At 56.5% G+C, this 15,058-nt stretch carries 13 protein-coding genes; 3 read left to right on the top strand and 10 right to left on the bottom strand.

Features of this window, described 5'->3' with window-relative positions:
* Positions 1-47: 47 nt before the first annotated feature.
* The 4 genes from glrR to purL form a co-directional block, all read right to left on the bottom strand.
* The gene (gene glrR / locus ACZAHD_RS12220; protein WP_462457009.1) at positions 48-1,385 is read right to left on the bottom strand and encodes a two-component system response regulator GlrR; all 1,338 of its coding nucleotides are present in this window, start codon (positions 1,383-1,385) and stop codon (positions 48-50) included.
* Complete coding sequence (qseG, locus tag ACZAHD_RS12215; protein ID WP_462457021.1) at positions 1,372-2,076, bottom strand: two-component system QseEF-associated lipoprotein QseG; 705 nt, start codon at positions 2,074-2,076, stop codon at positions 1,372-1,374. Before qseG ends, glrR begins: the two co-directional genes overlap by 14 nt.
* A 17-nt stretch (positions 2,077-2,093) precedes the next feature.
* Complete coding sequence (locus ACZAHD_RS12210) at positions 2,094-3,530, bottom strand: sensor histidine kinase (RefSeq protein WP_462457020.1); 1,437 nt, start codon at positions 3,528-3,530, stop codon at positions 2,094-2,096.
* Positions 3,531-4,265: 735 nt separating this feature from the next.
* Positions 4,266-8,153, bottom strand: coding sequence for a phosphoribosylformylglycinamidine synthase (gene purL, locus ACZAHD_RS12205; RefSeq protein WP_462457008.1), 3,888 nt, complete (start codon positions 8,151-8,153; stop codon positions 4,266-4,268).
* 174 nt (positions 8,154-8,327) lie between these two features.
* Here purL and mltF point away from each other — a divergent pair, with 174 nt between their 5' ends.
* Positions 8,328-9,941, top strand: a complete 1,614-nt coding sequence (gene mltF, locus ACZAHD_RS12200) for a membrane-bound lytic murein transglycosylase MltF (RefSeq protein ID WP_462457007.1) — start codon at positions 8,328-8,330, stop codon at positions 9,939-9,941.
* Here the strand turns inward: mltF and tadA are convergent.
* Positions 9,938-10,444 (bottom strand): tRNA adenosine(34) deaminase TadA, encoded by a 507-nt coding sequence (gene tadA / locus ACZAHD_RS12195; protein ID WP_462457006.1) that lies wholly within the window; start codon positions 10,442-10,444, stop codon positions 9,938-9,940. The two genes, mltF and tadA, sit on opposite strands and share 4 nt — an antisense overlap.
* A 59-nt stretch (positions 10,445-10,503) precedes the next feature.
* Positions 10,504-11,127, bottom strand: a complete 624-nt coding sequence (gene yfhb / locus ACZAHD_RS12190) for a phosphatidylglycerophosphatase C (RefSeq protein WP_462457005.1) — start codon at positions 11,125-11,127, stop codon at positions 10,504-10,506.
* A 230-nt stretch (positions 11,128-11,357) separates the two neighbouring features.
* On the opposite strand from yfhb, the gene ACZAHD_RS12185 reads away from it, so the two are divergent.
* Both ACZAHD_RS12185 and ACZAHD_RS12180 read left to right on the top strand, forming a co-directional pair.
* The gene (locus ACZAHD_RS12185) at positions 11,358-12,206 is read left to right on the top strand and encodes a MurR/RpiR family transcriptional regulator (RefSeq protein WP_462457004.1); all 849 of its coding nucleotides are present in this window, start codon (positions 11,358-11,360) and stop codon (positions 12,204-12,206) included.
* 56 nt (positions 12,207-12,262) lie between these two features.
* Positions 12,263-12,523: a YfhL family 4Fe-4S dicluster ferredoxin gene (locus tag ACZAHD_RS12180; RefSeq protein ID WP_462457003.1), complete on the top strand. Its 261-nt coding sequence runs from the start codon at positions 12,263-12,265 to the stop codon at positions 12,521-12,523.
* An 18-nt stretch (positions 12,524-12,541) separates the two neighbouring features.
* On the opposite strand, the gene acpS is transcribed toward ACZAHD_RS12180, so the two are convergent.
* From acpS to era, 4 genes are all read right to left on the bottom strand, one after another.
* On the bottom strand, positions 12,542-12,922 hold the full coding sequence (gene acpS, locus ACZAHD_RS12175; RefSeq protein ID WP_462457002.1) for a holo-ACP synthase: 381 nt from the start codon (positions 12,920-12,922) through the stop codon (positions 12,542-12,544).
* Positions 12,922-13,653, bottom strand: coding sequence for a pyridoxine 5'-phosphate synthase (gene pdxJ, locus ACZAHD_RS12170; RefSeq protein WP_462457001.1), 732 nt, complete (start codon positions 13,651-13,653; stop codon positions 12,922-12,924). The genes acpS and pdxJ overlap by 1 nt, the downstream gene beginning before the upstream one ends.
* 8 nt (positions 13,654-13,661) lie before the next feature.
* Complete coding sequence (gene recO, locus ACZAHD_RS12165) at positions 13,662-14,405, bottom strand: DNA repair protein RecO (protein ID WP_462457019.1); 744 nt, start codon at positions 14,403-14,405, stop codon at positions 13,662-13,664.
* Positions 14,406-14,536: 131 nt separating this feature from the next.
* Positions 14,537-15,058 (bottom strand): GTPase Era (gene era, locus ACZAHD_RS12160; RefSeq protein ID WP_462457000.1); only part of this gene is annotated, 522 nt, incomplete at its 5' end.

Here is a 15,058-nt window from a genome sequence, read left to right as displayed (position 1 = left end):
GCGTAACCGGTTGCTTACCGTATCATAACTTGCGTCATGCTGCGGAGCTACTCTTTAAAGTCGTTGGCGTCGAGCTCGTGGCGCGACAGCAGCTTGTAGAATTCAGTACGGTTGCGCCCCGCCATTCTTGCCGCGTGGGTGACGTTACCTTTGGTAATTTGCAGCAGCTTGCGCAGATAGTTGAGCTCAAACTGATTGCGCGCTTCGACGAAGGTCGGCAGCGCGGTATTTTCCCCTTCCAGTGCCTGTTCCACCAGCGCCTCACCGATCACCGGCGAAGTGGTCAACGCCACGCACTGCTCAATCACGTTCACCAGCTGGCGGACATTACCGGGCCATTTGGCGGCCATCAGCCGTTTCATCGCATCGCTTGAAAACGCCCGAACAAACGGCTTGTGTCGTTCGGCAGACTGGCGCAGCAGATGGTTTGCCAGCAGCGGGATATCCTCCGCGCGCTCGGCCAGAGGCGGGATCTTCAGGTTCACCACGTTCAGGCGATAAAACAGATCTTCACGAAACTCGCCGCGCGCCATCGCTTTCGGCAGATCGCGGTGGGTGGCCGAGATGATACGCACATCGATATCAATATCGCGGTTGCTACCCAGCGGACGCACTTTACGCTCCTGCAGTACCCGCAGCAGCTTCACCTGCAGCGCCACCGGCATATCGCCGATCTCATCAAGAAACAGCGTCCCGCCTTCAGCGGCCTGGAACAACCCCTCCCGGTTGCTGACCGCGCCGGTAAACGCGCCGCGCGCATGACCAAATAGCTCGGACTCCAGCAGCTGTTCCGGCAGCGCCCCGCAGTTAATGGCGACAAAAGGCTTGTCGTGGCGCGGACTGGCATTATGAATCGCCTGCGCGACAATCTCTTTCCCCGTCCCGCTCTGGCCGTTAATCAGCACGCTGACGTCCGACTGCGCCACCATCCCCGCCTGTTCCAGCAGGCGCAGCATCAGCGGACTGCGGGTGACGATAGCCTGACGCCAGCGCTCATCCGTCGCCGGCGCACTGTGCTCCAGCGCATCATCGATGGCTTTGTACAGGGCGTCTTTGTCCACCGGTTTGGTCAGGAAACCAAACACCCCTTGCTGGGTGGCCGCCACCGCGTCGGGAATAGAGCCATGAGCGGTAAGGATAATCACCGGCATCCCCGGATGCACTTTCTGGATTTCGCTGAACAACTGCAGGCCGTCCATCTCATCCATGCGTAAATCGCTGACCACCAGTTCGACTTTGTCCCGAGCCAGAATGCGCAGCGCCTCCGGACCGCTTTCAGCGGTCACGACGCTGTAGCCCTCGCTGGTCAAACGCATCCCCAGCAGTTTTAACAGACCCGGATCGTCATCCACCAGCAGCAAATGCGCTGGTTTACGGATCGTCATGTATGACCTCCGGAACTTTGTCGCTGCCGTGGCTACTGTCGGAATTAAAATTCCCCCCCGGCTTGCGGCTGGAAAGCTGGCGTTCAATATCGGTGAGGTTTTCCAGCTTGCGGGTGGTTAGCTCAAGCTGGCTGCGCAACTGCTGTTCCTGCAGGCGCAGCGCCTCCAGTTCACTATCGCTGGACTGCTGCAGCTTCGCGTAACGGGCGCGTTCATCCACCAGCTGCAGTTGCCTGTTCTGACCATCACGCCAGAGCTGATACAGCGGACGCACCTGCATGGCGATCTGCGGACTAAAAGAATCCAGGCGGGATACCAGTTCACGGCGTTCATCCGGTGTAATCTTCGCATCCGCCAACAAAATGCCGCGCTTAAAGGCGTCCTGCCAGCTGTCATCATCGTGTCGTTTGGCCTCCGCCCGCGCCTGGACCGGCGCCAGGCGGTCGGCACAATCAATCCCGCGCAGCCAGAACAGCGGGTTTTTATCGCTGGCTTCGTTATTCAGCGACCAGATATTGGCGCAATCGACTGAGAGAAAGTCCGCCACCTGGTGCTGCGGCATCTCGGGTTGTGCTTTGTCATTTGCCGTGTTTGGCGAAAAAGCGGCGGAACAGCCCACCAGCGCCAGACACGAAATGCCGGGCAACAGCCATCCTTTAAAAGCACGAACCACTACGAAAAAGTGGGACATATTCACCCATTGTAGATTCATGTGTTGGTTTTTCCCGGCTCAGTGGCGGGTAGCGTTATGCGAAAACAGATAAGCCCGGGTTCACTCTCTTCCAGGCTAAGCTCACCCTGCATTTGTCGGACGCAGTCCCGGGCAATACTCAGTCCCAGACCGCTGCCTTTTACCGCCCCTTTACGCTGATGGCTTCCCTGATAAAAAGGCTCGAAAATCATCTTTTTCTCCGCCTGCGGGATCGGTTCGCCGCTGTTGATCACATCTATGTGAACCTGCTCGCCGTACCGGTAGCTATGAATACGAATGTTACCGGATTCAGCCCCATAGTGCACCGCATTGGAATAGAGATTATCCATCACGCTGATTAATAATGCCGGTTCAGCCAGGCAGGTACGCTCCGCCAGCTGAATCGCGGTATGCATCATTTTTGCGCGGGCCGGCAAGCTGTGAGCGGCCACGACATTATCAACCAGTTCAGCAATATCAACGATTTCACGCGGGACCGGGCCATCGGCCTGTTTACGATTGTAGTCCAGCAACTGCTCAATCAGTTTTTGCAGATTGCGGCTGCTGCTATCGAGAATTTCGACAATCTCCTGCTGTTCCGTGGTCAACGGCCCGGCCACACGGTCGGCCAGCAGCTCGGTGCCTTCCCGCATGCTGGCGAGCGGCGTTTTCAGCTCGTGTGAAAGATGGCGTAAAAACTGATGGCGCTGCGATTCAAGCCAGGCGAGACGCTCGCTCAGCCAGATGATTCGCTCACCGACGGAACGCAGTTCGCGCGGACCGGTAAACAGCGCCGCATTGTCCAGTGACTTCCCCTCTCCCAGCCGGTTAATCATTTTCTCGATCCCTTTTACCGGACCGATAATCATCCGGGTAAACAGCAGAACCAGCGCCAGACTTAGCAGAAAAAGGACCAGCGCCTGCCAGCCAAAAAACTGCCCGCGTTCGGCAATCTCCTGCTGGAGCTGTTGTCCGCGTGAATAAACCACCGTTCGGGTGGCCTGAACCATCTCGCTATTGGCGGCGGCAAAGGCTTCAAGGCTGGCGCCCGATTTCGCATCCGGGCTGCTGTTATTGCACCTGAGCTGCGCAAGGTCGTTCAGCTCCTGGCTTAGTGCCTGCCAGATTTTTTCGTCCGGTAGCACCCCGGCATGAGCGTCAAGCATCTCGCTGTAGTGTTTACGCTGATTTTGATAGACCTTCGCCAGCGTCGGATCGTCCAGTACACAGTACTGCCGGTAGCTACGTTCCATTTCCAGCGACGCGTTCACCATCGCCTCGCTGCGCCGGGCATCGACAAGCGTCGTGCGGTTAATATGCGCGGCCTGCGCGCTAAGCGCATTCAGGCTCTGCCAAGCCTGCCAGGCCAGAACCAGCAGCGGCAGCAGAATCAACACAAACGAGAGCGTGACCAACTGACGCAACGAACGGGGGAAAAAAGAGATTCGCTTCAAGGATAGGGTCTCAATCATTAGCTCATCACGATGCTAACTGAGGACGCGGCAGAGTAACAGGTGCAATCGACCTTTCTGCCGGGCGAAAGTCGAAAAATAGACCTGACAGCTGATAAGAGAACCCCGCGGCGCTTCGATAACCGGGGGCGGCATGGCAAGCAGCCAGTCCGGCCATCGGCAAATTGTCATGCCGCGAATAAAACAAAGCCAGGCATCGGCCTGGCTTTGTTATGGAATAAGGCGGTGCCTAACTCGACGTTTCGCCCGATGGTTGATAAAGCAAAGCTGTTATCAGAAGTTGGACGGCAGGCACCTTGTTGTGCGTCATTCGAAGTTTATGTAGCGCGTCCCGAAGGGGCTGACATAAGAAGGTGAATGAGCCACTGCTTATTATTATGCATTAACTATGCCACATAGCAAAATAAATTATTAATACACTGAAAAATAATGATTTTATAACATCAGACGCGAATTCCTGACGCGGTGTATTTTTAGCCACAGTGTCGCCATTTAGCAACACATAGCACCATATTTTTCTACCTCATTAAAAATCAATAAGTTAAGTGTCTCCAATTAGCGACACCCCTCACCGGTGTTTGTCGGCAATTCCCGACACCTTCAAGCGACCGCCGTCACAAACGAAAAAGCCCCCGCACAAAGTCGGGGGCTTGATACATTACGATTCAGCCTGGCAGGATCCGCCAACGCGGCGGCTCCTGTATCACTCGCCGGATATTAACCCAGCTGTTTACGCGCATTGCGGAAGATGCGCATCCACGGGCTATCCTCGCCCCAGTTTTCCGGATGCCAGGAGTTAGCCACCGTGCGGAATACGCGCTCAGGATGTGGCATCATGATCGTCGCACGACCGCTTTCGCTGGTCACGGCGGTGATCCCGTTCGGTGAACCGTTCGGGTTAGCCGGATAGCTCTCCGTCACCTTACCGAAGTTATCGACAAAGCGCAGCGCCACCAGACCTTTGCTCTCCAGCTGAGCCAGATGCGCGCTGTCACGCACTTCCACCTGCCCTTCACCGTGAGAAACAGCAATCGGCATCATTGAACCAACCATGCCCTGCAGCAGCAGCGACGGGCTTTGCGTTACTTCGACCAGGCTGAAGCGCGCTTCAAAACGGTCGGAATAGTTACGCACAAAACGCGGCCACAGCTCACTTCCTGGGATCAGCTCACGCAGATTGGACATCATCTGACAACCATTACAGACCCCCAAAGCCAACGTCTGAGGACGGTGGAAAAAGGTGGCAAACTCATCGCGCACGCGCTCGTTAAACAGAATGGATTTCGCCCAGCCTTCGCCCGCCCCCAGTACGTCACCATAGGAGAAACCGCCGCAAGCCACCAGCGCCTGGAAATCGGCCAGTCCGGTACGTCCCGCCAGCAGGTCGCTCATGTGAACATCGATCGCATCAAAGCCCGCGCGGTGGAAGGCTGCCGCCATCTCAACGTGGGAGTTAACACCTTGCTCACGCAGTACCGCTACCTTCGGACGGGCGCCGGTGGCGATGTACGGTGCGGCAATATCTTCGTTGATATCGAAGGAGAGCTTCACGTTAAGGCCCGGATCGTCTTCGCGGCGCTTCGCTTCGTGCTCGCTATCAGCGCACTCCGGGTTGTCGCGCAGACGCTGCATCTGCCAGGTGGTTTCTGCCCACCAGATACGAAGTGTGGTACGACTTTCGCTGAACACCGGATGCCCTTCGGCGGTGATGACAAAGCGGTCACCTTCCGTCGCCTGGCCCAGATAGTGGACACAATCCGCCAGGCCGTGAGAAGCCAGCAGGGCTTCAACCGCTTCGCGATCCGCTGCACGCACCTGGATAACCGCGCCCAGTTCTTCGTTAAACAGCGCGGCCAGACGATCGTCACCCAGCGCGGCGATATCTGCCGTCAGGCCGCAATGACCGGTAAAGGCCATCTCAGCCAGCGTCACCAGCAGTCCGCCATCAGAGCGGTCGTGGTAAGCCAGCAGCTTACGATCGGCCACCAGCGCCTGCATAGCATCCCAGAAGCCTTTCAGCTGTGCGACATCGCGTACGTCGGCCGGAACATCGCCCAGTTGACGGTAAACCTGCGCCAGCGCGGTGGCGCCGAGCGCGTTACGACCTTTGCCTAAATCAATCAGCAGCAGGGCGTTATCTTCCGTGGAAAGCTGTGGCGTTACGGTATGGCGCACATCTTCCACGCGGGCAAAGGCGGAAATCACCAGCGACAGCGGCGAAGTCATCTCGCGCTGTTCACTGCCGTCCTGCCAGCGGGTTTTCATCGACATCGAGTCTTTACCCACCGGAATAGTCAAACCCAAAGCCGGACACAGCTCTTCGCCAACCGCTTTTACCGCTTCATACAGACCGGCATCTTCACCCGGATGACCAGCCGCGGCCATCCAGTTTGCAGAAAGCTTCACGCGATTCAACGCGCCAATTTGCGTTGCCGCAACGTTAGTCAGCGCTTCACCGACGGCCAGGCGAGCAGAGGCGGCAAAGTCCAACAGCGCGACCGGCGCACGTTCGCCAATCGCCATCGCTTCGCCATAGTAGCTATCGAGGCTGGCGGTGGTTACCGCGCAGTTCGCTACCGGAATCTGCCAGGGGCCGACCATCTGATCGCGCGCAACCATCCCGGTGACGGTACGGTCGCCGATGGTGACAAGGAAGGTTTTTTCCGCCACTGCCGGCAAATGCAGAACGCGATTCACCGCGTCGGCGAGAGTGATATCCTGGCGATCCAACGCATCACCTTTCACTTTCAGGGTCTGAACATCGCGGGTCATTTTCGGCGTTTTACCCAGCAGCACATCCAGCGGCAGGTCGATCGGCTGGTCGTTGAAGTGAGCATCGCCCATGTTCAGATGCAGTTCTTCGGTGGCTTCACCGATCACCGCGTACGGTGCGCGCTCACGGCGGCACAGCTCATCAAACAGCGGCAGCTGTTCCGGCGCAACCGCCAGCACATAGCGCTCCTGGGATTCGTTACACCAGATTTCCAGCGGACTCATGCCCGGCTCATCGCTCAGAATATCGCGCAGCTGGAATTTACCGCCGCGCCCACCGTCGCTAACCAGTTCCGGCATGGCATTAGACAGACCGCCAGCACCGACGTCGTGGATAAACAGAATCGGGTTTGCATCGCCCAGTTGCCAGCAGCGGTCGATCACCTCCTGGCAACGGCGTTCCATTTCCGGGTTATCACGCTGTACGGAGGCAAAATCAAGATCCGCGTCGGACTGACCGGATGCCATTGAAGAAGCCGCGCCGCCGCCCAGGCCGATATTCATCGCCGGGCCACCAAGGACAATCAGTTTCGCCCCAACGGTAATTTCACCTTTCTGCACATGCTCGCCACGGATGTTACCAATCCCGCCCGCCAGCATGATCGGTTTATGATAACCGCGTAGCTCTTCGCCGTTGTGGCTGGTCACTTTTTCTTCATAGGTACGGAAATAGCCGTTCAGCGCCGGACGACCGAATTCGTTGTTAAACGCGGCGCCGCCCAACGGGCCGTCGGTCATGATATCCAGAGCGGTCACAATACGCTCTGGCTTGCCGAAATCTTCTTCCCACGGCTGTTCAAAGCCGGGAATCCGCAGGTTAGAGACCGAGAAACCGACAAGACCGGCTTTCGGTTTCGCTCCGCGACCGGTTGCCCCTTCATCGCGGATTTCACCGCCGGAGCCGGTCGCCGCACCCGGCCATGGAGAGATGGCCGTCGGGTGGTTGTGTGTTTCCACTTTCATCAGGATATGGGCGTCTTCCTGATGGAAGTCATAGCGGCCTTTTTCGCGATCGGCAAAGAAGCGCCCTACCTGAGAACCTTCCATGACCGCAGCGTTGTCTTTATAGGCGGACAGGACGTAATCCGGCGTCTTTTCGAAGGTGTTTTTGATCATCTTGAACAGCGACTTCGGCTGCTGTTCACCATCAATAACCCAGTCGGCGTTAAAAATCTTGTGGCGGCAGTGCTCAGAGTTCGCCTGGGCAAACATATACAGTTCGATGTCATTCGGGTTGCGGCCAAGCTTGTTGAACGCATCCTGCAGGTAGTCGATTTCGTCTTCCGCCAGCGCCAGCCCCAGACGGAGGTTGGCATCAATCAGCGCCTGACGTCCCTGCCCCAGCAGATCGACGCTGGTCACTGGCGTCGGTTGATGTTGAGCGAACAGCTTTTCGCCCTCTTCCAGCGCATCAAAGACGCTTTCCATCATCCGGTCGTGGAGTTCACTCGCGACAGCGGCCCATTGTGCTTCACTCAGCGTACTGGCTTCCACATAGTACGCCACGCCGCGCTCAAGGCGCACAACCTGCGACAGACCGCAGTTATGGGCGATATCGGTAGCTTTAGAAGACCAGGGGGAGATGGTGCCAGGGCGGGGGGTGACGAGCAGTAATTTACCGGTTGGGGTATGGCTGTTTAAGCTTGGGCCATACTTGAGCAGTCGTGCCAGCCTTTCACGCTCATCACCGCTTAACGGCGCGTTCAGTTCGGCAAAATGAACATACTCTGCATATATTGTGCTAACCGGCAGGTTGGCCGCCTGGAAACGTGCCAGCAGTTTATTAACACGAAATGCCGACAGTGCAGGTGAACCACGCAAAATTTCCATCATAAGTCTCTCGTCTTCGCAGCTTTCAATATGAGCCAGGGGGGAAACGGGCGCCATTATAGTGAATCCTGAGCCTCGACGAAACCGTTTGCGTGGAAATAAAATTGTTCACCTGGTTTATCAATTAATGTGACCTTCTCCGCGAATAAGTTGCCAACTGACGCATTCTTAAGCAAAATGCCGCTCATTCGAAGACTCTCTTTTTACTTTTCCGCTAATAGCCTGCTGAGGAACACAGAGCTGCAGAAGATTAACTCTCTGAAAAAATTAAAGATTAATTATCTGCTCATCGGCATTGTGACCCTATTGCTGGCGGCTGCCCTGTGGCCGTCGATCCCGTGGTCAGGAAAGCCGGAGAACCGTGTCGCCGGAATTATGGCGCGCGGTGAGCTGCGCATCAGCACCATCAATTCGCCGCTCACCTTCGCGACCATCAATAACAAATCCTACGGGCTGGATTACGAGATGGCAGAACAGTTTGCCAATTATCTCGGCGTCAGGCTGAAGGTGACTGTCCGCCAGAATATCAGTCAGCTGTTCGATGACCTTGATAACGGTAATGCCGATATGTTAGCTGCCGGGCTGGTCTACAACTCAGAGCGGGTCAAAAACTATCAGGCCGGGCCAGGCTACTATTCGGTGTCGCAGCAGCTGGTCTACCGGGTTGGCACGCCGCGCCCACGCAGCCTCGCCAACCTCACGGCAGAACAGTTGGTGATTGCCCCAGGGCACGTCGCCATTAACGACCTGCAGACGCTGAAAGGGAATAAATACCCGGATCTCGGCTGGCGCGTGGATGAAAAACGCGGGACGACAGCGCTGATGCAGGCGGTTATCGATGGCGAAGTGGATTACACCATTGCAGATTCGGTGGCGATTAGCCTGTTCCAGCGCGTACATCCGGAACTGGCGGTCGCCCTGGATATCAGCGATGAACAGCCGGTGACCTGGTTTAGCGCCAGGAGCGAAGACAACTCGCTCTCGGCGGCGATGCTGGATTTCTTCAACAATATGAATGAAAACGGTACTCTGGCACGACTGGAAGAAAAATACCTCGGACACGGTAACGATTTCGATTATGTCGATACCCGGACGTTCCTGCGCGCCGTCGATACTATTCTGCCGGACCTACAGCCAATGTTTGAGAAATACGCGCGTCAGATCGACTGGCGCCTGCTGGCGGCCATTTCATGGCAGGAGTCGCACTGGGATCCGCAGGCCACCTCGCCAACCGGGGTGCGCGGCATAATGATGCTGACCCGCAATACTGCGCAGAGCCTGGGATTAACCGACCGTACCGATGCAGAGCAGAGCCTCAGCGGCGGTATGCGCTACTTGCAGGATATGATGAATAAAATCCCGGACTCGGTCCCCAAAGATGAACGAATCTGGTTTGCGCTGGCGGCTTACAATATGGGCTACGCCCATATTCTGGACGCCATCTCGCTGACAAAAAGACAGAAAGGCAATCCCGACAGCTGGGCGGACGTGAAACAGCGCCTGCCGCTGCTTAGTCAGAAATCTTATTACAGCCGACTGAAATATGGCTACGCCCGCGGTCACGAGGCATACGCCTACGTCGAGAACATCCGCAAATATCACATCAGCCTGGTGGGATACCTGTCGGAGAAAGAGAAAAAAGATGAACAGCGGCTGGCGCTTGCCGGAGACTATCCGGCAGTGATGCCGGATGAACTGGATAAAGAACAGCAGGTGCTGCCCTTTTTCCAGTTTCGCGCGGAATCGTTAGTCGACAACGCCAGACTGAAGATTCCCGGACTGAGCCGCTAAGCGTCCCCGAGCCGGCGCGCCTTTTTCAAGGCTTTTTTCTCTTCCCGCCGCCAGCGGAAAAAGTCGCTAAGCATACCTGAGCACGACTCCGCCAGAATACCTTCACTGATCTCCACCCGATGATTCATCCCCGGATGGTGCAGGACATCTATTAGCGAGCCGGCTGCGCCGGTTTTTGCATCCCGGGCACCAAATACCAACCGCGAAATCCGGCTATGCACCATCGCCCCCGCGCACATCACGCACGGTTCAAGCGTGACATACAGCGTCGCGTCAATCAGGCGATAGTTTTTCAGTACCAGTCCCCCCTGACGCAGCGCCATAATTTCGGCATGCGCCGTAGGATCGTGGCGCCCGATAGGTCGGTTCCAACCTTCGCCGATAACCTGATTGTTATGCACCAGTACGGCGCCAACCGGCACTTCGCCCTCTTCCCAGGCGCGTTTAGCCAGCGTCAGGGCGTGACGCATCCAGTATTCATCGGTCAGTTCATGGTCAGACAAAACGGGCACTCCTGCGGAAAAAGCGGGCCGCATTATACATGGCCGACTAGCATTGCACACTATTCTAGCTGGTGGAGATCGCCCTGCGGGGTGACCCGCCAGCGGTGCTGGCAAAAATGAAGCAGCGGATTATCCTGCTCGCTATCGCTATAGCCGCTGTACAGCTGCAGCGGCGCACCGATCTTCTGCTCAAGTTGCGCCACCTTTTCATGGCCCAGACAGCGTAGCGACAGGCCCCAACCTCCGCAACTGCGCTCCATCCGACTGGCAATGATATTCACCCTCGGCAACCAGGCCGTATCGCCGTAGACCTGTTCCACCAGCGATTGCGGCGACCCGGTAATCAGCCAGACGTCAGCATCGTGCCGGGTCAGATAGTCCGACAACCGGGCCTGAACTACCGGGAAGGCCGTTACTCGCTGGCGGAACCAGCGGACAAAATCGGCCTCAAGGCGCTTTAGCGCGCGCTCACTGCGCCCAAACGTCGATGCCCACAGCAGCAGACTCATCGGCCAGCGCGCCGCCCGGCCGTTTATCGCCAGCCCTGCCAGAATAACCGGCAACAGCGGCGCAACCAGCAGCAGATTCAGGGGCTGGTGACGCAAGACATAGCGTAAGAAGCTGCCGAACATATCCTGTTGATGTAACGTTCCATCGAGATCAAAAAAAACCACTCGCTGCATGCTACTCTTCAAACCTGACCTCTTTTTATCGAATTTTGTCTCTGAGACCGCTAGCTTAACAGTCTTGTGCCATGAACAGAGAAAACATCCGCCAACGTTAAGCCTGGGTTGAGGCAATTCCTCTGCCGTGAATAAATCTCAGCGGTAGAATTTTTAATTCGCCGCAATCCTCTTATAATCGAATACAAAATTCTTTCAGCAGAGGGCGAAAGTTGTCCTGAGGAAAACCGATGAACTGTTTAATCCGCATCCGCCAGCGCTACCCGTCGCTGGCAGCAAGCGATAAGAAGCTGGCAGACTTTATTCTGGCTCAGCCGGACCAGACCCGCCACCTGAGTTCGCAACAGCTGGCAGGCGAGTCAGGTGTCAGCCAGTCCAGCGTCGTGAAATTCTCGCAGAAGATGGGGTTTAAAGGGTTCCCGGCGCTGAAGCTGGCGCTCAGCGAAGCGCTGGCCAGTGCGCCCAATCCTCAGTCAGTGCCGGTGCATAACCAGATCCGCGGCGACGATCCACTGCGTCTGGTGGGCGAAAAACTGATTAAGGATAACGTGGCCGCCATGCATGCATCGCTGGATGTGAACAGCGAAGAGAAGCTGCTGGAAGCCGTTGCGCTGCTGCGCCATGCGCGCCGGGTGATTATTACCGGTATTGGTGCATCCGGCCTGGTGGCGCGCAATTTCAGCTGGAAGCTGATGAAGATCGGCATTAACGCTGTTTCCGAACAGGATATGCATGCCCTGCTCGCCACCGTGCAGGCCATGTCGTCAGACGATCTGCTGTTAGCCATCTCCTATTCTGGCGAACGTCGTGAAATCAATATGGCCGCCGGAGAAGCGCTGCGCGTGGGCTGTCGGATCCTGGCGATCACGGGCTTCACCCCCAACGCCCTGCAACAGCAGGCCACGCAGTGCCTGTACACAATCGCCGAAGAGCAGGCGACCCGCAGCGCGGCGATCTCCTCCACCAGCGCGCAGATGATGCTCACCGATCTGCTGTTTATGGCGCTGGTTCAACAGGATCTTGAACATGCGCCGGAGCGTATCCGGCACAGCGAAGCGCTGGTGAAAAAACTGGTGTGAACAGAAAATGGGCGTATAATGCCCGCCCTGTTTGTGTTGTTTCTGAGAATTTCCCGATGGCGCTGTTAATCACCAAAAAATGCATCAATTGCGATATGTGCGAACCGGAATGCCCTAACGAGGCCATTTCGATGGGTCACAGCATTTATGAGATTAACAGCGACCGCTGCACGGAATGCGTGGGCCACTACGAAACGCCCACCTGTCAGAAAGTGTGCCCGATCCCGAATACGATTCTGAAAGATCCGGCACACGTCGAAAATGAAGAACAACTCTGGGACAAGTTCGTACTAATGCATCACGCGGACAAAATCTGATACCGCGGTCAGCAAGCGCTAACTCTCCACGATAACCGTAGCACAAGCGTAATGGCGTTCATCGGCCAGCGTTACGTGAATGCGACTGACTCCCAGACGCTCCGCCAGGTTCTTCGCCTCGCCCCATAAGCGTAGCTTAGGCTTGCCCAGTTCATCGTTGTAAACTTCGAACTGATTAAAAGCCAGACCGTTACGGATACCGGTCCCCAGAGCTTTCGCCGCTGCCTCTTTCACCGCAAAACGTTTTGCCAGAAAACGCACCGGCTGCTGGTGCTGCGCCCATATCACCCACTCGTTGTCGCTAAGCACCCGCCGGGCGAGACGATCGCCGCTGCGGGAGATCACTGCTTCAATACGAGCAATTTCAACAATATCGGTGCCCAGCCCCAGAATAGCCATTACGCGCGCGCTTCCTGCATCAGGCGTTTCATTTCGGCAACCGCCTCTTTCAGACCGCTCATCACCGCACGGCCGATGATTGCATGACCAATGTTCAACTCATGCATCTGAGGAATGCGGGCGATCGCCTGTACGTTATGGTAGGTCAGGCCGTGACCGGCATTAACCTTGAGGCCAAGGCTCGCGGCATAGGCAGCCGCCGTCGTGATGCGCTCAAGCTCTTTTGCCTGCTGAGCGTCGGTTTCAGCATCCGCATAGCAACCGGTATGGATTTCGATATACGGCGCGCCAACCTCCGCCGCAGCTTTAATTTGCTCAGCATCGGCATCGATGAACAGCGAGACCAGAATTCCGGCATCGGCAAGACGCGTGCAGGCGGCGCGCATTTTATCGCGCTGGCCCGCCACATCCAGACCACCTTCTGTCGTTACTTCCTGACGCTTTTCCGGAACCAGACAGCAGAAATGCGGTTTGGTCTCACAGGCGATAGCCAGCATCTCTTCGGTGACCGCCATCTCCAGATTCATTCGGGTATCCAGCGTCTGGCGCAGAATACGAACATCGCGGTCGGTAATATGGCGACGGTCCTCGCGCAGGTGCACTGTAATTCCGTCGGCGCCAGCCTGCTCGGCGATAAAGGCCGCCTGTACCGGATCCGGATAAGCAGTGCCGCGAGCATTACGCAGTGTCGCAATATGGTCAATATTGACCCCTAACAGTAATTCAGCCATGACAATCCTCATTGATCGTTATTCGTTTTATCTGCTGCTCGCGCCGCGCGGGCGGGCATAAACTGGCGAAACAGCTCCCGGCTCTTCAGCGGTTTACCGCCAAGATACGGTTTCAGGGCGATACGGGTAAAGCGCTTTGCGGCACGTAGCGCATCGCTATCCGGGAACTCACGGTTAGCCAGCGCCTTCAGATGGTGCCCGGTAAAGGTGTTGTTATCAATGACCACGCTGGCGATAAAGCCTTTTTCTTCACGATAGCGATAGGTCATAGTGTCCTCTACCGCTTCGCCGCTGCCGGCGCAGTGGAGGAAATCGACGCCATAGCCCAGATGCCCCAGCAGCGCCAGTTCAAAACGGCGCAACGCCGGCTCCGGCGTACCGCTGGCACCAGCCAGTGCCTGCAGACAGTGCAGGTAATCGAAAAAAAGCTCGGAGAAGCGCGTTTCATGTTCGAGCACGCGGGAAAGCAACTCATTGACATACAGACCGCTGTAAAGCGTGATGCCGCAGAGCGGAAGAGCCAATGAAACGGCTTCGGCGCTACGTAGCGTTTTCACTTCGCCACGACCGCCAAAGCGCAGGAGTAAAGGGGTAAAAGGCTGGAGAGCGCCTTTGAGGTTGGAGCGTTTAGAACGTGCGCCTTTTGCGACCAGGCGCACGCGGCCCGACTCCTCCGTGAAGACGTCCAGCATCAGGCTGGTTTCGCTCCAGGGACGACTATGCAGAACGAAAGCGCGCTGCCAGCCTTCCATCATACTCGTCGTCTTTCAGGTTGCAGGAGCGTTGGCCGCACCCTCTCACCCGAATCACTTACTAACGTAAGCTCCCGGGGACTCACGGTCTTGCCGACTGCCTGCACCACGAAAGCCATGGAGTATCAAACTCAGAGATCGTCAACATAACCGAGGCTGCGCAACGCGCGCTCGTCGTCGGCCCAGCCGGATTTGACCTTCACCCACAGTTCAAGGTGCACCGGCGCTTCAAACATATCCTGCATGTCTTTACGCGCTTCAATACCGATGGTTTTAATTTTGGCGCCTTTGTTGCCAATGACCATCTTCTTCTGACCTTCACGCTCAACCAGAATCAGGCCGTTAATATCGTAACCGCCGCGTTCGTTGGTCTGGAAACGCTCGATCTCAACCGTCACCGAATACGGCAACTCGGCGCCAAGGAAACGCATCAGCTTTTCGCGGATGATTTCGGAAGCCATAAAGCGCTGAGAACGGTCGGTAATATAATCTTCCGGGAAGTGATGAATCGCTTCCGGCAGATGTTTGCGTACGATCCCGGCGATGGTATCGACGTTCATGCCTGTTTCTGCAGAAATCGGTACGATATCGAGGAAGTTCATTTGGCTTGCCAGGAACTGCAGGTGCGGCAGCAAATCAGCCTTTTCCTGCAC

This window comes from Raoultella sp., from assembly GCF_039594335.1.
GTDB lineage: Bacteria > Pseudomonadota > Gammaproteobacteria > Enterobacterales > Enterobacteriaceae > Klebsiella.
This window is presented reverse-complemented; position numbering and strand designations above follow the sequence as displayed.

Excerpts from the sequence above, each read along its gene's own strand:
- ACZAHD_RS12180 (WP_462457003.1), top strand. The coding sequence starts at position 12,263 with ATGGCGCTGTTAATCACCAAAAAATGCATCAATTGCGATATGTGCGAA.
- ACZAHD_RS12185 (WP_462457004.1), top strand. The coding sequence starts at position 11,358 with ATGAACTGTTTAATCCGCATCCGCCAGCGCTACCCGTCGCTGGCAGCA.
- mltF (WP_462457007.1), top strand. The coding sequence starts at position 8,328 with ATGCCGCTCATTCGAAGACTCTCTTTTTACTTTTCCGCTAATAGCCTG.
- glrR (WP_462457009.1), bottom strand. The coding sequence starts at position 1,385 with ATGACGATCCGTAAACCAGCGCATTTGCTGCTGGTGGATGACGATCCG.
- pdxJ (WP_462457001.1), bottom strand. The coding sequence starts at position 13,653 with ATGGCTGAATTACTGTTAGGGGTCAATATTGACCATATTGCGACACTG.
- qseG (WP_462457021.1), bottom strand. The coding sequence starts at position 2,076 with ATGTCCCACTTTTTCGTAGTGGTTCGTGCTTTTAAAGGATGGCTGTTG.
- recO (WP_462457019.1), bottom strand. The coding sequence starts at position 14,405 with ATGGAAGGCTGGCAGCGCGCTTTCGTTCTGCATAGTCGTCCCTGGAGC.
- acpS (WP_462457002.1), bottom strand. The coding sequence starts at position 12,922 with ATGGCTATTCTGGGGCTGGGCACCGATATTGTTGAAATTGCTCGTATT.
- purL (WP_462457008.1), bottom strand. The coding sequence starts at position 8,153 with ATGATGGAAATTTTGCGTGGTTCACCTGCACTGTCGGCATTTCGTGTT.
- yfhb (WP_462457005.1), bottom strand. The coding sequence starts at position 11,127 with ATGCAGCGAGTGGTTTTTTTTGATCTCGATGGAACGTTACATCAACAG.